The 16,775-nt window shown below is 68.2% G+C and carries 17 protein-coding genes; 9 read left to right on the top strand and 8 right to left on the bottom strand.

Annotated elements, in window-relative coordinates; translation table 11 throughout:
- Window positions 1-23: 23 nt before the first annotated feature.
- From EV675_RS26480 to EV675_RS26450, 7 genes are all read left to right on the top strand, one after another.
- A complete protein-coding gene (locus EV675_RS26480) occupies window positions 24-1,052 on the top strand; it encodes a bifunctional riboflavin kinase/FAD synthetase (protein WP_242621603.1) in 1,029 nt (342 codons plus the stop codon).
- 195 nt (window positions 1,053-1,247) lie between these two features.
- Window positions 1,248-4,064: an isoleucine--tRNA ligase gene (gene ileS, locus EV675_RS26475; protein WP_130361534.1), complete on the top strand. Its 2,817-nt coding sequence runs from the start codon at window positions 1,248-1,250 to the stop codon at window positions 4,062-4,064.
- Complete coding sequence (gene lspA / locus EV675_RS26470; RefSeq protein WP_130361532.1) at window positions 4,064-4,570, top strand: signal peptidase II; 507 nt, start codon at window positions 4,064-4,066, stop codon at window positions 4,568-4,570. The genes ileS and lspA overlap by 1 nt, the downstream gene beginning before the upstream one ends.
- A 69-nt stretch (window positions 4,571-4,639) precedes the next feature.
- A complete protein-coding gene (gene coaBC / locus EV675_RS26465; RefSeq protein WP_130361530.1) occupies window positions 4,640-5,830 on the top strand; it encodes a bifunctional phosphopantothenoylcysteine decarboxylase/phosphopantothenate--cysteine ligase CoaBC in 1,191 nt (396 codons plus the stop codon).
- 20 nt (window positions 5,831-5,850) lie between these two features.
- The gene (locus tag EV675_RS26460; protein ID WP_130361528.1) at window positions 5,851-6,408 is read left to right on the top strand and encodes a hypothetical protein; all 558 of its coding nucleotides are present in this window, start codon (window positions 5,851-5,853) and stop codon (window positions 6,406-6,408) included.
- Entirely contained in the window at window positions 6,405-6,854 is a 450-nt protein-coding gene (gene dut, locus EV675_RS26455) for a dUTP diphosphatase (protein ID WP_124690302.1), read from the top strand. The genes EV675_RS26460 and dut overlap by 4 nt, the downstream gene beginning before the upstream one ends.
- 10 nt (window positions 6,855-6,864) lie before the next feature.
- Entirely contained in the window at window positions 6,865-7,581 is a 717-nt protein-coding gene (locus tag EV675_RS26450; protein WP_130361526.1) for a GntR family transcriptional regulator, read from the top strand.
- 13 nt (window positions 7,582-7,594) lie between these two features.
- Here the strand turns inward: EV675_RS26450 and EV675_RS26445 are convergent, their stop codons facing one another.
- The 6 genes from EV675_RS26445 to EV675_RS26420 all read right to left on the bottom strand — a co-directional run bounded on the left by EV675_RS26445 (window position 7,595) and on the right by EV675_RS26420 (window position 13,531).
- Window positions 7,595-8,341 (bottom strand): SDR family NAD(P)-dependent oxidoreductase, encoded by a 747-nt coding sequence (locus EV675_RS26445; RefSeq protein WP_130361524.1) that lies wholly within the window; start codon window positions 8,339-8,341, stop codon window positions 7,595-7,597.
- A 4-nt stretch (window positions 8,342-8,345) separates the two neighbouring features.
- On the bottom strand, window positions 8,346-9,320 hold the full coding sequence (locus tag EV675_RS26440) for a Bug family tripartite tricarboxylate transporter substrate binding protein (RefSeq protein WP_130361522.1): 975 nt from the start codon (window positions 9,318-9,320) through the stop codon (window positions 8,346-8,348).
- Between the two features lie 80 nt (window positions 9,321-9,400).
- Entirely contained in the window at window positions 9,401-10,822 is a 1,422-nt protein-coding gene (locus EV675_RS26435) for an MmgE/PrpD family protein (RefSeq protein WP_130361520.1), read from the bottom strand.
- A gap of 33 nt (window positions 10,823-10,855) precedes the next feature.
- Entirely contained in the window at window positions 10,856-11,695 is an 840-nt protein-coding gene (locus EV675_RS26430; RefSeq protein ID WP_130361518.1) for a fumarylacetoacetate hydrolase family protein, read from the bottom strand.
- 19 nt (window positions 11,696-11,714) lie between these two features.
- Entirely contained in the window at window positions 11,715-12,197 is a 483-nt protein-coding gene (locus EV675_RS26425) for an aromatic-ring-hydroxylating dioxygenase subunit beta (protein WP_165404785.1), read from the bottom strand.
- A 26-nt stretch (window positions 12,198-12,223) separates the two neighbouring features.
- Window positions 12,224-13,531 carry an aromatic ring-hydroxylating oxygenase subunit alpha gene (locus EV675_RS26420; protein WP_130361514.1) on the bottom strand — a complete coding sequence of 436 codons (1,308 nt, stop codon included), beginning with the start codon at window positions 13,529-13,531 and terminating at the stop codon, window positions 12,224-12,226.
- 131 nt (window positions 13,532-13,662) lie between these two features.
- Here EV675_RS26420 and EV675_RS26415 point away from each other — a divergent pair, with 131 nt between their 5' ends.
- Complete coding sequence (locus EV675_RS26415) at window positions 13,663-14,451, top strand: HpcH/HpaI aldolase family protein (protein WP_165404784.1); 789 nt, start codon at window positions 13,663-13,665, stop codon at window positions 14,449-14,451.
- A gap of 108 nt (window positions 14,452-14,559) precedes the next feature.
- Window positions 14,560-15,159 (top strand): DUF2239 family protein, encoded by a 600-nt coding sequence (locus EV675_RS26410; protein ID WP_130361510.1) that lies wholly within the window; start codon window positions 14,560-14,562, stop codon window positions 15,157-15,159.
- Here EV675_RS26410 and EV675_RS26405 read toward each other — a convergent pair.
- Window positions 15,146-15,367: an acyl-CoA carboxylase biotin carboxyl carrier protein subunit gene (locus EV675_RS26405; protein WP_130361508.1), complete on the bottom strand. Its 222-nt coding sequence runs from the start codon at window positions 15,365-15,367 to the stop codon at window positions 15,146-15,148. The two genes, EV675_RS26410 and EV675_RS26405, sit on opposite strands and share 14 nt — an antisense overlap.
- A 30-nt stretch (window positions 15,368-15,397) precedes the next feature.
- Window positions 15,398-16,771, bottom strand: coding sequence for an acetyl-CoA carboxylase biotin carboxylase subunit (locus EV675_RS26400; RefSeq protein ID WP_130361506.1), 1,374 nt, complete (start codon window positions 16,769-16,771; stop codon window positions 15,398-15,400).
- Window positions 16,772-16,775 lie beyond the last annotated feature (4 nt).

Below are 16,775 nucleotides of genomic sequence, written 5' to 3'. Positions count from 1 at the left end.
CCAGCTTCCGCTTTGCCACCGGCTTGAATCCGTCCGTCCCGCCCCTCCCGCCGTCCGCCCTGCGCATTTTCCGGGGCCTGCCGCCGCCTTCGCTGCGCCGCCCGTGCGCGCTGGCGATCGGCAATTTCGACGGCGTGCACCGCGGCCACCAGGCCATCCTGGCCCGCGTGCGCGAAGCTGCCCAGGCCAGGGGGCTCGTGCCGACGGTCATGACCTTCGAGCCCCATCCCCGCGAATTCTTCGCCGAACTGCACCAGCGCCCCGAACTGGCGCCCACCCGCATCGCCGGCTTGCGCGACGAACTGTGCGCGCTGGCCCGCTACGGCATGCAGCACGTGGTGGTGGAACGCTTCAATGAACGCCTGGCCTCGATGCCGGCCCAGGCCTTCATCGACCGGCTGCTGATCGAGGGCCTGCACGTGAAGTGGCTGCTGGTGGGCGACGACTTCCGCTTCGGCGCCCACCGCACCGGCGACATCGCCCTGCTGCGCGCCAGCGCAGCGCGCCACGGCTTCGAGGTCGAATCCATGGAGTCGGTCACCGACCAGGGCCAGCGCATTTCCAGTTCCGCCATCCGCACGGCGCTGGCGGTCGGCGACCTGGACCGCGCCGCCGAGCTGCTGGGCCACCCCTACAGCGTCAGCGGCCACGTCATCCACGGCCAGAAACTGGGCCGCACGCTGGGCTTTCCCACGCTGAACCTGCGCGTCTCGCGCCGCTGCCCGGCCCTGTCCGGCATCTTCGTGGTGCAGGTGCACGGACTGGCCCCCCAACCCTTGCCCGGCGTGGCCAGCCTGGGGGTGCGCCCCACGGTCGACGACAGCGGCCGGGTCCTGCTGGAAGTCCACGTGTTCGATTTCAGCGGCAACGCTTACGGTAAACTCGTACAGGTGGAATTCCTGAAAAAGCTGCGCGACGAAGAAAAATTCGTCGATCTGCCGACTCTGAAAGCGGCGATCGAGGACGACGCGCGCCAGGCCCGGGCCTATTTCGCGTCCAGCCACCTGGGCCAGGCCGATCTGGCCACTTCCGCGACCGATCGAATTAGTTAGGCCCCCCCCTACGCGCTGACGCGCGCCCCCCAGGGGGCGATGCGGGTGGACCGGCGGAGCCGGATCCACCGCATCCTGGAAACTGCCTTGGCTGGCGAAGAATTGAGTTCTTCCCGCCTTCCGTGGCCTACGATATTTGAATGTGAAGCTTGCCTGCCCCGCGGACGGGGCCGATGTGCAAAATCCTGTTTTTCCATGGACTACAAGAAAACTCTCAACCTTCCCGACACTCCGTTCCCCATGCGCGGCGATCTCGCCAAGCGCGAGCCCGGCTGGGTCGCGGCCTGGGAAGAGAAGCACCTGTACCAGGCCATCCGCGCGGCCAGCGCCGGACGGCCGCGTTTCGTGCTGCATGACGGTCCGCCCTACGCCAACGGCGACATCCACCTGGGGCACGCGGTCAACAAGATCCTGAAGGACATCATCGTCAAGAGCCGCACGCTGGCCGGCTTCGATGCGCCCTACGTGCCGGGCTGGGACTGCCACGGCATGCCCATCGAGATCCAGATCGAAAAGAAATACGGCAAGGGGCTGCCGGTGGCCGAGGTACAGGCCAAGGCGCGCGCCTACGCCACCGAGCAGATCGACCGGCAGCGCAAGGACTTCAAGCGCCTGGGCGTGCTGGGCGACTGGGACCACCCCTACCTGACCATGAACCCCCGCAACGAGGCCGACGAGCTGCGCGCGCTGGGCACCATCCTGGAAAAAGGCTTCGTCTTCCGCGGCCTCAAGCCCGTGAACTGGTGTTTCGACTGCGGCTCGGCGCTGGCCGAGGCCGAGGTCGAGTACGCCGATCGCACCGACCCCGCCATCGACGTGGCCTTCCCCTTCGCCGATCGCGCGGCGCTGGCCAAGGCCTTCGGGCTGCCCTCGATCGACGAGGAAGGCGCCGTCGTCATCTGGACCACCACGCCGTGGACCATCCCCTCCAACCAGGCGCTGAACGTCCACCCCGAGATCGACTACGCGCTGGTGCGCGTGAAGACGCCGCAGGCCTGGGGCACGCTGCTGATCCTCGCCCGCGAGCGCGTCGAGACCTGCCTGCAGGCCTGGGACCTGGAAGGCGAGATCGTCGCCACCTGCAAGGGCCTGGCGCTGGACCACATCGCCTTCCACCATCCGCTGGCCCGCAAGGATCCGGGCTACGACCGGCTCTCGCCCGTCTACCTGGGCGACTACGTGACCCTGGACACCGGTACCGGCATCGTGCACTCGGCGCCGGCCTACGGCATCGAGGACTTCATCTCCTGCAAGGGCAACGGCATGCCGGACGCTGACATCATCAGCCCGGTGATGGGCGATGGCCGCTATGCCTCGACGCTGCCGCTGTTCGGCGGCCTGACCATCTGGGACGCCAACCCGAAGATCGTCGCCGCGCTGGAGGAAGCCGGCACGCTGCTCAAGGTCGAGAAGCTGCGCCACAGCTACATGCACTGCTGGCGCCACAAGACCCCCATCATCTACCGCGCGACCAGCCAATGGTTCGCCGGCATGGACATCCTGCCCGCCGAAGGCGGCGGCACGCTGCGCGAACGCGCGCTGGAGGGCATAGAAGCGACCCGCTTTTACCCTTCCTGGGGCAAGGCGCGGCTGCACGCCATGATCGCCAACCGGCCCGACTGGACGCTGTCGCGCCAGCGCCAATGGGGCGTACCCATGGCCTTCTTCGTGCACAAGGAAACCGGCGAGCTGCACCCCCGCACGCCCGAACTGCTCGAACAGGTCGCGCAGCGCATCGAACAGGGCGGCATCGAAGCCTGGCAATCGCTGGACCCGCGCGAACTGCTGGGCGACGAGGCCGGCCTGTACGAGAAGAACCGCGACACGCTGGACGTCTGGTTCGACTCCGGCACGACCCACCAGACCGTGCTGCGCGGCTCGCATGCTGCCGACGGCGCCTGGCCCGCCGACCTGTACCTGGAAGGCTCGGACCAGCACCGCGGCTGGTTCCACTCGTCGCTGCTGACCAGTTGCATGCTGAACGGCACGCCACCCTACAAGGCCCTGCTCACCCACGGCTTCACCGTGGACGGACAGGGCCGCAAGATGAGCAAGTCGCTCGGCAACACGCTGGCGCCGCAGAAAATCTCCGACACGCTGGGCGCCGAGATCCTGCGCCTGTGGATCGCCAGCACCGACTACTCGGGCGAACTGTCGATCTCGGACGAGATCCTCAAGCGCGTGGTGGAATCGTATCGCCGCATCCGCAACACGCTGCGCTTCCTGCTGGCCAACCTGAGCGACTTCGACATCGCCACCCAGGCCGTGCCCGACGCCCGGATGTTCGAGATCGACCGCTACGCGCTGGCCATGACGGCCCGCCTGCAGGAAGAGATCACGGCGCTGTACGACCGCTATGAATTCCACCCGGCCACGGCGCGGCTGCAGACCTTCTGCTCCGAGGACCTGGGCGCGTTCTACCTCGACATCCTGAAGGACCGCCTCTACACCACCGCCCCCGGCAGCGTGGCCCGGCGGTCGGCGCAGACCGCGCTCTGGCACGTCACGCAGGCGCTGCTCAAGCTGATGGCGCCCATCCTCTCGTTCACCGCCGAGGAAGCCTGGGCGCTGGTCAAGCAGGGGTCGCTCACCATCTTCACGGAAACCTTCCATGCCGTGCCGGCCCAGCCGGACGCCGGAGCCCTGCTCGAGAAATGGGGCCGCCTGCGCCACCTGCGCGGAGAAGTCACCAGGAAGCTGGAGGAAGTCCGCGCGGCGGGCGGCATCGGCTCCTCGCTGCAGGCCGAGATCGACATCCACGCGCCGGCCTCCGACTACGCGCTGCTTGCCAGCCTGGGCGAAGACCTGCGCTTCGTGCTGATCGTCTCGCGCGTGGGCCTGCATGCCGCCGAGGGCGACCTGCGGATCGACGTCGCCCCGTCCGGCCACAAGAAGTGCGAGCGCTGCTGGCACTGGCGCGAGGACGTGGGCGTCGATCCCGAGCAGCCCGAGATCTGCGGCCGCTGCGTCGCCAATCTCGAGGGCACGGGCGAACCGCGCGAGTTCGCCTGATGGGCGCGCCCGCCCCGCGTTCCCGGCTGGCCGCCTGGCTGGCCATCGCCGCGCTCATCATCGTCGCCGACCAGGTCACCAAGGTCGCGGTGGACAAGCTGTTCGCCTACGGCGAGCGGCTGCCGCTGCTGCCGGTGCTGGACTTCACCCTGCTGTACAACCGCGGCGCGGCCTTCAGCTTCCTGGCCGGCGCCGACGGCTGGCAGCGCTGGTTCTTCACCATCCTGGCGCTGGGCGTGTCCGGCTTCATCGTCTGGATGCTGTCGCGCCATGGCCACCAGCGGTTGTTCTCGTGGGCGCTGACCCTGATCCTGGGCGGCGCCCTGGGCAACGTGATCGACCGCTTCATCCACGGCCACGTCATCGATTTCGTGCTGGTGCACTACGGCGACTGGTTCTTCCCCGCGTTCAACCTGGCCGATTCGGCCATCACGGTCGGCGCGGTGCTGCTGATCGTCGACGAAATCCGCAAGCCACGCAGCGGCGACACCCCTCCCGCGACCTGAGGCGCAGGGGCCGTGGCCCCTGGGCACGGGGTCTATAATCCCCTGATCCAACCTCTCCCCACCCCGCCCATGTCCGACCTCGCCAACAAGCGCCTCGTCCTCGGTATGACCGGCGGCATCGCCTGCTACAAGATCTGCGAGCTGGTGCGGCGCCTGACCGAGCGCGGCGCGACGGTGGACGTGGTCATGACCGAGGCCGCGACGCACTTCGTCACGCCGGTCACGATGCAGGCGCTGTCGGGCCGGCCGGTCTACGTGGACCAGTGGGATGCGCGCATGCCCAACAACATGGCGCACATCAACCTGACGCGGGGGGCGGACGCGGTCCTGATCGCGCCCGCCAGCACCGACTTCCTGGCCAAGCTGGCGCACGGCATGGCCGACGACCTGCTGACCACGCTATGCGTGGCCCGCGCCTGCCCGCTGCTGGTGGTGCCGGCGATGAACCGCGAGATGTGGGCCAATCCGGCCACCCAGCGCAACGCCGCGCAGCTGCGCGCGGACGGCGTCACGCTGCTGGGCCCGGCCGAAGGCGACCAGGCCTGCGGCGAGGTCGGTTCCGGCCGCATGCTGGAACCGCACGAAATCCTCGAAGACCTGATTGCCCACTTCCAGCCCAAGGTGCTGGCCGGCAGGCGGGTGCTGATCACGGCCGGCCCCACCTCCGAGCCCATCGACCCGGTGCGGGTCTTGACCAACGTGTCCTCGGGAAAGATGGGCTATGCCATCGCGCGCGCGGCGCGCGAGGCCGGCGCCGAGGTCACGCTGGTGTCCGGCCCCACCGCGCTGGCCGCGCCGCGCGGGGTGCGCCGGGTCGACGTGATGACCGCGCGCGACATGCTCGATGCCGTGATGGCGGGCGTGCCGGATGCCGACATCTTCGTGGCCGTCGCGGCGGTGGCGGACTGGCGGGTCAAGGAAGTCAGCGCCCGCAAGCTGAAGAAAACCGACGGCGCGCCGCCGGCGCTTGAATTCGTGCAGAACCCCGACATCCTGGGCACGGTGGCGGCCCTGCCGCGCCCGCCCTATTGCGTGGGCTTCGCCGCCGAGACCGAGGACCTGGCCTGCCACGCCACCGAGAAGCGCGCGCGCAAGCGCGTGCCGCTGCTGGTGGGCAACCTGGCCCAGGAAGTGCTGGGCCGCGACGACACCACCCTGGTACTGTACGACGATGCCGGCGAACATCCGCTGGCCCGCCTGTCCAAGCTCGCGGCCGCGCGACAGCTGGTGGCAGAAATCGGCCGGCGCGCCGGCTCGTGAACGATCCGAGGAGGACCGTCATGCCCTTCGACGCGGAACCCCCAAACGGCGACTACGCCGCCTATATCGACAAGATGGTCAACCGCGGCGCCGGCACGCCGGGTGAACAAGGCCTGCTCAAGACCGGCACGGGCGGCTTCCGCTCGGCGCTGCGGCTGCCGGGCTCGCAAAAGGACACGCGCAGCCCGGGCCAGCAATACACCGCCGGCACCGGCATCCCGTCCGCCCCCACCGCACCGTCGTCCCCCTCGGCCAACATGCCGGCCGGCGTCAGCGAGCCGGCCTCGCGCGCCACGCTGGCGGCCCAGGGCAACAGCGCGGTCAAGGGCACCATCCAGATCCTCCTGGGCGTGCTGTTCGGCGTACTGACCGTCAGCAGCATCGGCGCGGCGCTGATGGACCACGATCCGCTCGAACCCTTCAACATCGTCCGCACCATCATCCTGTTCGTCGTCGCGCGCTCGCTGTTCCGGCGCGGACGCCAGACGCTGCGTGGCGCGCAGGGCATCCCGGGCACGATGCTGCCACCCTTCGTGCCGCCCAACCGCAATCAACGTTCATCCCATCGCAACGCATGAAATCCGTAGACCTGAAGATCCTCGACGCGCGCATGCGCGACTACCTGCCCGCCTACGCCACCCCGGGCTCCGCCGGCCTGGACCTGCGCGCCTGCCTGGAAGCCCCGCAAACCATCCAGCCCGGCCAGACCGTGCTGGTGCCCACGGGCCTGGCCATCCACATCGCCGACCCCGGCTACGCCGCAATGATCCTGCCGCGCTCGGGCCTGGGCCACAAACACGGCATCGTGCTGGGCAACCTGGTGGGGCTGATCGATTCCGACTACCAGGGCCAGTTGATGGTGTCGACTTGGAACCGTGGGCAGGAAGCCTTCGTGCTCCAGCCCATGGAGCGCCTGGCCCAGATGATCATCGTGCCGGTGGCCCAGGTCAGCTTCAACGTGGTCGACGATTTCACGGAATCCGACCGCGGCGCGGGCGGGTTCGGAAGCACCGGCAAGCATTGATCGCGCGTCCATGGCGAAGACCGACAGCGAGGGCGCCGAGACCGATCTCGAAGCGGTGCGCATCTACGAGGCGCTGCGCAAACGCATTTTCCAGGGCGAGTTCCAGCCCGGCCATGAGCTGAACCAGGTCCATATTTCGCAGAAATATGGCGTCAGCCGCACGCCGGTGCGCGAAGCGCTGCGCATGCTCCAGGCCGACGGGCTGGCCGAGGCACGCTTCAAGTACCGGATGACGGTCACGCAACTCACGGCCGAGGAAGTCGACCAGATCTACGGACTGTGGATCGCCTGCCAGGCCATCGCCACCCAGGTTTCCATGGGGCGCCTGAGCCGGACCGAACTGGCCGCCTGCAAGAAGGTCGTGGACAGGATGTCGCGCCAGGACGACGAGCAGTCCAGCCACTGGCGCGACCTGCACCTGGATTTCCACCGCCGCCTGAACCGGCCCGCGGGCCGGATGTACATCGACAAGATGGACGAATACTGGCATCGGACCGAACGCGCGCGCTACTCGCTCGAACAGACATCGCCGTCGCTCTTCGCCGACGACCTGGGCGACCATGCGGGGCTGCTGCACGCCTACGAAACCGAAGACCTCCAGGCTGCGCAGCGTATCCAGACCCTGCAGCTCGTGCGCTCGGCCACGGCCTCGATCAAGCTGATCGACCCGGATTACGCACCGGTCTTCATGCAGAACGCGGTGGCGATCCTGCGCGTGCGCCTGTAGTCCCGGGCGGCGCTCAATCCATGAAGCGCCCGCCGGACATGTTCAGCGTTTCCCCCGTGATGTAGCCGGACAGACGCGAGGCCAGGAACAAGGCGGCCGCGGCGGCCTCTTGCGAGCGCCCCACGCGTCCGACGGGGATGCCCTTGAGTACGTGCTCAAGGTCTTCCCCGGTCTTGGTCACCTGGACGTCGAACAGCGCGGTGGCGATGGCATTGACCGTCACGCCCTGCGGCGCCAGTTCGGCCGCCAGCGAACGGCTGAACGCGATCAGGCCGCCCTTGGCCGCGGCATAGGGACTGACGCCCGGATGCGCGCCGGTCTTGCCCGACATCGAGCAGAACGACAGCAGGCGCCCGAAGCCGCGCCGCGCCATGCGGGCGGCGGCTTCGCGCAGCAACAGCACGGGCAGGACCAGTTCGTCGCGCGCGACCTGGGCGTACAGTACCGGATCGATGTCCAGCGCCTTGCCCACCGAGACCGGCGGCGACACGAAGATCAAGGCATCGAGCGGACCATGGGCGTCTTCCACCCGATCCAGGAAATCGCGGATGGCGGCCGGATCCGCATCGGCGGGCACGCGGTCGCCGGGCCTGTCCGCGCCGCCGCTTCCCGGCGCCAGGTAACCGGCATGGACCCGTGCCCCATGCGCCTCGAAGCCGTCGACCACCGCCGGCCCCACCCCGCCCTCCGCCCCCACCACGAGCACCGACATGCCGGTGACGTCGATCACCGTGGGAAACTGCTGAGCCCCTGCCTGCATCGCCTTACTCCTCCGCCTTGATGTGGTATTGCGCGATGACCTCGCCATAGCGCCGGAACTCCTTGCCGACGAACTCCCGCATCTCGGCGGTCGTGGACGGCCGCATCGTCAGGCCGAACTTGTCGAGCTGGCCGCGTACGGGCTCGTTACTGACGATCGTGTGGATGTCGCGGTACAGCTTCTCGGCGATCGGCGCGGGAACCCCGGTCGGCAGCATGAAGCCGTACCAGGCCTCGGTCGAGAAGTCCTTCACGCCCAGTTCGGCGAAGGAAGGGATCTCGGGCGCGTGGGAGTTGCGCTGCTCGGCCCCCACGCCCAGCGCCTTCAACTGGCCCGAGGCCAGATAGGGCTTGACGGTGTGGGTGGCGATGAAGAAGGCCTCGACCTGGCCGCCGATCAGGTCCGTCACGGCCGGGGCCGTGCCCTTGTACGGCACGTGCAGGAACTCCGTTCCCGTCTTCTGCTGCAATTGGGCGATGAAGATGTGCGAAGGCGAGCCTATGCCGGCGCTGGCGAACGCCACCTTGCCGCGGTTGGCCTTGGCGTAGTCCAGGAACTCCGTCAGCGTGTTGAAACGCGACTTGCCCGACACCACCAGCGTCATGTCGCCATAGCCGGCGATGACCAGCGGCTGCAGGTCGCGCATGGGCACGAAAGTATCGGACTTCATGAGGTGGGCGGTTACCGAAATGTTGCTGCCCATGACGCCGACGGTATAGCCGTCGGGCTGCGACTGGGCCAGGACCTGGGCCCCCACGTGGCCCGACGCCCCCAGGCGGTTCTCGACCACGACCGGGACCTTCCAGGCCTTGGTCAATTCTTCTCCGACCAGGCGGGCCAGGCGGTCAGGCCCCGTGCCCTGCGAAAAGGGCACGATGAACCGCACGGCCTTGCTGGGGAAGTCGTCGGCCAGTGCCGGGTATGAACTCGCGGCACAGCACAGGGCAAGCAGGAATTTCCAGACTGAACGGGTAAGCATGGCAAGGACCTCTCATAGAAGCTCTACACGGCACATCCACCGGCAGGCACGGCCTGCGCGGCATCCACAGGCGATGGCTTTCAGGCCATCGTCTCGTCCACCAGACTCCGCATGTCGACGCAGGCATCGAGATCCGCCACGGCGGCGATCAAGGCCTCGGCCCGCGCGGCCCGGCCCGTGCCCAGGTTCTCCTTGAATTTCTCGACCAGGGTGTCGAACGAGATCGGCACGCCGGCCGACCCGGGCGCGGCCTCGCGGCCACCGCTTTGGCGATTGCCGGCCTCGTCCTCGATCACCACTTCCGACAACAGGTTGGACGGCGAGGCCGACTCGGCCTGGACCACCTCGATGCGGCCGTCCAGCAGCCGGCGCAGTTCAGGCGATTCGCGCAGCGGCGCCTCGAAGCTGGCGGGACGGATGCCGCCCTGCACCAGGGCGGCCGCGACGATGTAAGGCAGGGAATGATCGGCGGCCTCGCGCGTGCGCGGCGCGAACGGATCGACGCGGATCTCGTACAGGTGGCGATACACCCCGGGATCGGCATGTACCGTCACCCTGGCGATCGCCTCCGGCGAGCGGCCCGCGTCCTGCCAGGCGGCACGCGCTCGCAGGGCCGACTGGATGGCGCTCTGTCCGCGCGATCCGACCGGCCAGCGCTTGAAGCTGCCGCGGGCGATGCCTTCGAAGCGCTCGATGCCCTGCAGGCGCCGCACGGCCTGCGCGGCCTCGTCGGTGGTGGCCTGCAGCTTGGCCAGATAGCCGAACTTCCCCTCGAAGGGACGTACCACGCCCTCCACGCCGCACCTGGCCAGATGGCAGGCGTAGATCGAATGCCGGACGCCGTCACCGCCGTTGAAGCGCTTCCACATGGTCAGCTCGCCATGCGCGTCGAATTCGGAGGACTCCGCTTCCAGCGACGGATAGTTCGCGTTCACGGTGATCGAGAAGGCCTGCCGGAACTGCGCATGATCGAGTCCCAGCATGTCGCCGATCGCGGCCGTGGCGCCCAGCGCGGTCAGACAGGGATAGTCCCAGCCGGCCCGGTCGGGATCGAAGTAGTCGCTCATGGCCACGATCATCTCGTAGCCCAGGCACAGGGCCCGCGCCACCTCCAGGCCACTCGCGCCGGCCGACTCCGCCACCGCGATCACGCCGGTCAGGATGTCGCTGGGATGCGCGCCGCCCAGGCGGCCAAGATAGAAATCGTTGAAATCGTAGGCGCGCAGCGGCGGGCTGTTGAGCAGGGCGGCATGTTCGATGCCCACGCGTTCGCCGGATCCCCACAGTCTGGCCCCGCCTTCGGACAACGGAAAGCAGGCGGCGAACCTGCGCGCGCGCTGGGCGGCCCGGTGGTCCAGCGCGCCCAGCACCACGCCGAACGAGTCCAGCACGACCTTCCTGACGGCGTCGCGGCAGGCGGCATCGATCTCGAAGCCGCGGGAGCGGATGCAGAACGCGGCCAGGTGATCAAGAAACGCATCGTTGGGAGAAACAGCGTGCATGCGGGATTCCTGTGGAGAAACGGTTGGGAGGGATCAGCGGGTGATGCGGTACTTCTGCGTACCCAGGCCGGCGATGCCCAGTTCGACCAGCTCGCCGCCTCGCAGGTAGCGCGGCGGCTTCATGCCCAGGCCGACGCCCGCCGGCGTGCCGGTAATGACGAGATCGCCCGGCTCCAGGGTCATGCATTGGCTCAGGTAGCTGACGATGGCCGGACACTTGAAGATCATCTGGCGGGTGTTGCTCTGCTGCACCCGCTCGCCGTCCACCGAGAGCCAGATGTCGAGCGCGTGCACGTCGGCGATCTCGTCATGGGTCACGAGATAGGGACCGATGGGGCAGAAACGGTCGAAGCTCTTGCCCTTGTCCCACTGGCCGCCGCGATCGAGCTGGAAGGCCCGGTCAGACAGGTCGTTCGCCAGCACGTAGCCGAAAATGCTGCCGGCCGCATCCAGCTCGGACACGTCGCGGCAAGGTTTGCCGATGACGATGCCCAGCTCGACTTCCCAATCCATCTTCTCGGCCTTCGCCGGCTTGGGCACGTCGTCGTACGGTCCGGACAGCGTCGACGGCGCCTTCATGAACACGACGGGCTCGGCCGGAATCGCCATGCCGGACTCCCTGGCATGGTCCACGTAGTTCAAGCCGATGGCGATGATCTTGCCCGGCCGTGCCAGCGGCGCCCCCAGGCGCGGTGTTCCGTCGACCCGGGGCAGGCGCCCGGCGTCGACCGCGCCCAGGCTGTCCTGCAGGCCGCGCGCCATGGCCCGGGCATCGATGTCCCGCAAGAGGCCCGACAAATCCCTCAACCCGCCCTGCCCGTCCAGCATGCCCGGCCGCTCGCACCCTTGCGCGCCGTACCTGACCAGCTTCATGTGCCGTACTCCCTGTGTATCAATAGATGAAGGCGAGATTGCCTTGCCAGCCCGCACGGTCGAGCAGATGGATGCGTTTCTCGTGAATCCGGAATCCCCCGTCGCGATGGCGCAGCAGATAGTCGACGCGGGCCGCGATGGCGTTCTTCTCTCCCAGGCCGACCTGGGTCCAGTCGCCGCCGCGCGTCTCGTGGATCAACTGGCTGCTCGACACGGACCAGAGGTCGCCGCGTTCGTCGGCCGCCACGTTGGAGACGAAGTGCAGCGTGCGCGACGGCGGCTGCTGGGCCGGAAACCAGTGGTTGACCAGGTGATACACGCGCTCCTCGCGGGCCATCCTGTCGTCGTTGACGATGGCCGCCTGCCGCCCCGGCCGCGCCTCGTCCACCAGGGGCACGATGTAGAAGCCGTCGTCGTCGAACAGGTTCAGCCAATCGTCGAACTTCCTGTCGTCCAGCAGCCGCGCCTCGCGATAAATGAACTGGGTGATGTCCTGCAACATTGCGCTTTCCATACTCGATTCCCGCCTCAAGCGTGCTTCGATGCCTGCCGCATCAGTTTTTCCCAGGCCCGCCACAGGGCGCGCTGGGGCGCTTCGCTGGACGGCAGGCCGCGGTAGTCGCCGCTGCCGGTCCTCTCGTCGCTGTCCATGCCGCGGTCGAACAGCAGCCACTCCACGCTGCTGGCGCGCAGGCCCTGCGTCACGCGAGCGAATATCTCGGTGTCGTCGGTCATGCCGAAACCCGACGGCCCATAGAACCGCTCCTGGCTGCGCAGCATGCCGGCGTTGAAGGCATCAGGCGCGCCCTCGATCTCGTACGGATAGATCAGCACCTCGGTCTCATCGACCGAGATAGGACGCCAGACCCGGATCTGCTGATGGATCATGCCCATGCTGGGAAATACCGTGGAGGTCGCCTTCGAGGTGATGCCCGCGAACGCCGCTTCGCCATGCGTGTCCAGCAGCCCGCGATACATGCGTCCGAATTCGCCATCGAGCAGGTAGCCCGGATCGGCCGCCGGCACCCGCGCGAAGCCATGCCCTTGCCGGCAGGACCAGGTCTCGCCGCGAAAGCGCTGCTCCCTCATCTCGCGCGAACTGCGTCCCTTGTGCACGCCGAAGTCGCCGGTGCTGTCGCCGTACTTGGCCTGCAGCTTCACGAAGGCGCCATGGGTATGCATGAAGTGATAGGCGTCGACGATGTTCTCGGTCTGCAGCTTCCAGTTGCCCTTGTATCGACAGACGTAGGGCTTGGAAGCGATGGCGATGCGGCCCACCGGCGAGAGATCGAGCTTGGCGTCGATGACGGCCTTGAGCTCGCCCAGGTAGGACACGAGCGGCTCGATGCCGGCGTCGAGCGACACGAACAGCAGACCGCGGTAGCTTTCCAGGCGCGGCACGCGCACCAGGCCTTCGGGCTCGATGAAGTTGGCGCCGTAGCCGCCCGGGTCGCCGCGCTCGGACACCAGGCGCGTCCGGCCCGCGAGGTCGAAGATCCAGCCGTGGTACGGACACCGCATTTCCTGCACGACACCCTGCGGCTCGCGCAACAGCGCCGCGCCGCGATGCATGCAGCGGTTGAAGAAGGCGCCGATCTTTCCTTCCTTGTCGCGGATCACGACGATGGGCTGGCGCCCGGCATGGGCCGTCTTGAAACTGCCGGCCGACGCAAACTCGGTCTCGTGTCCGACGTAGATCCAGGTCCGCTCGAAGATGTGCTTCATCTCCAGTTCGAAGACGTCTTCGTCCGTATACGCCTCGGTGCGGACCAGGAATTGCTGCCCGGGTATCTCGCGGACGTAGTCCCCAACATCGATCTCTGGTGTCCTGCTCATGCTTGCCTTTGACACTATCTCTGTCGTGAAAAAGTGGATACACTTTTAGTCTGTTGGCAGCCGGAATCTTTGTCAATCACTTTTCGTTCGAATCCACGCTCATGCGTGAAAACCCCCAACGGGAGGCAGTCATGTCCAAAGTCCTACGCCTGGCGATCGCCGAAAAGCGAGCCGTTTTCGGCGGATGGTGTGCTCTACCTTGCGCCTTCGGCGCGGAACTCCTGGCCGCGGGAGGACTGGACTACGTCTGCGTGGACCAGCAGCACGGCCTGATCGACTATGCCGACGTCACGCCCATGTTCACCGCCATCGAACGCGCCGGCGGCATCCCCGTGACGCGGGTGCCCGCCTCGACCGACTGGATGATCGCCAAGGCGCTGGACGCCGGTGCGCAGGCCGTGATCGTGCCGATGTGCGAGACGCCCGAGCAGGCGGCCGCCGCGGTCGCGGCCTGCCGCTACCCACCCACCGGCATCCGCTCCTACGGCCCCATCCGTTCGGCGCTGGTGCGGCAGGCGCGCGATACGGCCACGCTGGGCGACGAGCCCATGTGCTTCGTGATGATCGAAAGCCGCCGGGGACTGGACAACCTGGAAGCCATCGCCGCCACGCCGGGCCTGGACGGCATCTATGTCGGTCCCGCCGACCTTGCGCTGGGCCTGGGGCTGGAGCCCGACCTGGACAAGCCGGAGAAGGAACATGCCGACGCGGTCGCGGCCATTCTGGACGCCTGCCGCCGCCACGGGCGCGTGGCCGGCATCCAATGCTCGGGAGGCGCCTCGGGGCGCCGCTATGCCGACCAGGGATTCGGCTTCGTCACCATCGCCAAGGACAGCGCGCTGCTCCAGGCGGGCACGCGGCAGGAACTGGCGCGTGCCCGCGGCGACACGGCCAATCCCGCGGCATCGGGCTACACGTGAAGCAGTCGTTGCGGATCGCCGACATATCAATAAATTTACCCGGGTGTTATTGCAAATATATTTTTACCCGGGTAAATTAATACCACATCCTTTCTTGTGGTGAATGCCATGTCTGCCCTTACCTGCACCGCCTTCGACGGCCATCGCCTGCTGGCCAGCGGCCCGCTGCGCGACGTCGCGCTGGCCGTGCGGCGCGCCGCGCGCGCGCCGGACCACGCGTCGATTCTCATCTTCGACGACGCGACCGGAAAACCCTTCGACATCGACACGCGCGGTTCCGAGCGCGAAGTCCTGGCGCGCCTGCCCCCGACACCGCCCGCGGCCTGCGACGACGCCGTGGCCGCCGAAGAGCCCTCGGCGCCCCGGGGCAAGGGGCGGCCCAGGCTGGGCGTGGTCGCGCGCGAAGTCACGCTGCTGCCGCGCCACTGGGAATGGCTCAACGGCCAGCCCGGCGGCGCGTCGGTGGCGCTGCGCAAGCTGGTGGAGGAAGCCCGCCGCGCCCACGCTGGCCAGGAAGGCCAACGGCGCGCGCGCGACGCGGCCTACCATTTCATGTCCGCCATGGCAGGCGACCTGCCCGGTTTCGAAGAGGCCGCCCGCGCGCTGTTCGCGGGCGACGGCGAACGCTACGCGGCGCTGCTGCGCGACTGGCCGGCCGACGTGCGCGATTACGCGCTGCGTCTGGCGACGCAGACTACCCCTCGATGACGGCCACGACCTGGCCTTCCTCGACCGGGTCGCCTTCGCCCACGCGCAGCTCCAGTACCGTCCCGGCGGCGGGCGCCGGGATGGGAATTTCCATCTTCATGGACTCCACGATCAAGAGCGCCGCCTCCGCCTCCACGGCCGCCCCGACGGATACCTCCACCTTCCACACGGTGCCGGTGATCTCCGATTGCACTTCGATACGCGCCATGGCGCCCTCCCTTGTCTATGCCCGTCGGCCTTACGCGGCGTTCGCCGCGGCAGCCGTCTTCATGTCCCGCACGACCTCGGCCGCCAGGCCCGTGTCGATGTCCGCGTTGACGAACCGTTCGTTGCGCAGCAGCGCGAGCACGAACGGAATGTTGGTCTTGACCCCTTCGACCACCGTGGCGCGCAGGGCCTCTTCCAGCGCGGCCAGCGCCCGCGGGCGATCCTCGGCATGCACGATGAGCTTGGCGATCATGGGGTCGTAGTACGGCGTGACGCGGCTGCCCTGCGCATAGCCGGTCTCCACCCGTATGCCGGGGCCGGACGGCCACTCCAGCCTGGCCAGCGGCCCCGGCGAAGGCAGGAAACGCAGCGGATCCTCGGCATAGATGCGCGCCTCGATCGCATGGCCGTTCAGGCCGATCGAGGACGGCAGCACGGCATCCAGCCGCTCGCCCCAGGCCAGCCGCACCTGGGCCTGCACGAGGTCGATGCCGGTGACCGCTTCGGTCACCGCGTGCTCGACCTGCAGCCGCGTGTTCATCTCCAGGAAGTTGAAGCCGCCCGCGCCGTCGTACAAGGTCTCGACCGTGCCGATCACGTCGTAGCGCATGTCGGCCAGGATGCGGGTGACGCGATCGGCCGCGGCATCCAGCGCCGCGCGCGGCAGGCCGGGCGCCGACGCTTCTTCCACCACCTTCTGGTGGCGCCGCTGGACCGAACACTCGCGCTCGTACAGATGCCGCACGTTGCCGTGCCGGTCGGCCAGCACCTGGAACTCGATGTGCCGCGGCCGCTCGACCAGCCGCTCCAGGTAGAGATCGGCGCAGCCGAAGCTGCGCTGGGACAGCGAACGCGCCTGCGCGACGGCGGCCAGCAGTTGCGCGTCGTCGTGCGCGGCCAGCATCCCTATGCCGCCTCCGCCGCCGGCGGGCTTGACCAGTACCGGATAGCCGATGCGCCGCGCGGCCGCAAGGCTCGCCTCGTCATCATCGTCCAGCAGCCCCGAGCTGGGCCCCAGCGGCATGCCGCGCGCGGCCATCAGGTCGCGGGCCCGGGTCTTGTGTCCCATGGCCTCGATCCAGTCCGCTCCCGGCCCGATGAAGCCCGCTCCCTGCGCGGCCACGCGGCGCGCGAAGCCGGCGTTCTCGGCCAGGAACCCATAGCCGGGATGCAGGCCATCGGCCCTCGTCTCGGCCAGCACGGCAAGCAGCGCATCCTGGTTCAGATAACTGGCGCGTGCATCGGCCGGACCGATCGCGCGGGTCTCGTCGGCCCAAGCCAGGTAAGGCAGATCCCGGTCCGCCTCGGAATACACGGCAACGGTCCGGATGCCGAGCTGCTTGAGGGCGCGCAGCACGCGGGCCGCGACCGCGCCGCGGTTGGCCACCAGCACCTTATCGAACATGGCG

The organism is Pigmentiphaga kullae (assembly GCF_004216695.1).
Classification (GTDB): domain Bacteria; phylum Pseudomonadota; class Gammaproteobacteria; order Burkholderiales; family Burkholderiaceae_B; genus Pigmentiphaga; species Pigmentiphaga kullae.
Note: the sequence above shows the minus strand (reverse complement) of the source record. Positions and strands in the feature narration are given on the sequence as shown.

Excerpts from the sequence above, each read along its gene's own strand:
- ileS (WP_130361534.1), top strand. The coding sequence starts at position 1,248 with ATGGACTACAAGAAAACTCTCAACCTTCCCGACACTCCGTTCCCCATG.
- lspA (WP_130361532.1), top strand. The coding sequence starts at position 4,064 with ATGGGCGCGCCCGCCCCGCGTTCCCGGCTGGCCGCCTGGCTGGCCATC.
- coaBC (WP_130361530.1), top strand. The coding sequence starts at position 4,640 with ATGTCCGACCTCGCCAACAAGCGCCTCGTCCTCGGTATGACCGGCGGC.
- EV675_RS26460 (WP_130361528.1), top strand. The coding sequence starts at position 5,851 with ATGCCCTTCGACGCGGAACCCCCAAACGGCGACTACGCCGCCTATATC.
- dut (WP_124690302.1), top strand. The coding sequence starts at position 6,405 with ATGAAATCCGTAGACCTGAAGATCCTCGACGCGCGCATGCGCGACTAC.
- EV675_RS26450 (WP_130361526.1), top strand. The coding sequence starts at position 6,865 with ATGGCGAAGACCGACAGCGAGGGCGCCGAGACCGATCTCGAAGCGGTG.
- EV675_RS26445 (WP_130361524.1), bottom strand. The coding sequence starts at position 8,341 with ATGCAGGCAGGGGCTCAGCAGTTTCCCACGGTGATCGACGTCACCGGC.
- EV675_RS26440 (WP_130361522.1), bottom strand. The coding sequence starts at position 9,320 with ATGCTTACCCGTTCAGTCTGGAAATTCCTGCTTGCCCTGTGCTGTGCC.
- EV675_RS26435 (WP_130361520.1), bottom strand. The coding sequence starts at position 10,822 with ATGCACGCTGTTTCTCCCAACGATGCGTTTCTTGATCACCTGGCCGCG.
- EV675_RS26430 (WP_130361518.1), bottom strand. The coding sequence starts at position 11,695 with ATGAAGCTGGTCAGGTACGGCGCGCAAGGGTGCGAGCGGCCGGGCATG.
- EV675_RS26425 (WP_165404785.1), bottom strand. The coding sequence starts at position 12,197 with ATGTTGCAGGACATCACCCAGTTCATTTATCGCGAGGCGCGGCTGCTG.
- EV675_RS26420 (WP_130361514.1), bottom strand. The coding sequence starts at position 13,531 with ATGAGCAGGACACCAGAGATCGATGTTGGGGACTACGTCCGCGAGATA.
- EV675_RS26415 (WP_165404784.1), top strand. The coding sequence starts at position 13,663 with ATGTCCAAAGTCCTACGCCTGGCGATCGCCGAAAAGCGAGCCGTTTTC.
- EV675_RS26410 (WP_130361510.1), top strand. The coding sequence starts at position 14,560 with ATGTCTGCCCTTACCTGCACCGCCTTCGACGGCCATCGCCTGCTGGCC.
- EV675_RS26405 (WP_130361508.1), bottom strand. The coding sequence starts at position 15,367 with ATGGCGCGTATCGAAGTGCAATCGGAGATCACCGGCACCGTGTGGAAG.
- EV675_RS26400 (WP_130361506.1), bottom strand. The coding sequence starts at position 16,771 with ATGTTCGATAAGGTGCTGGTGGCCAACCGCGGCGCGGTCGCGGCCCGC.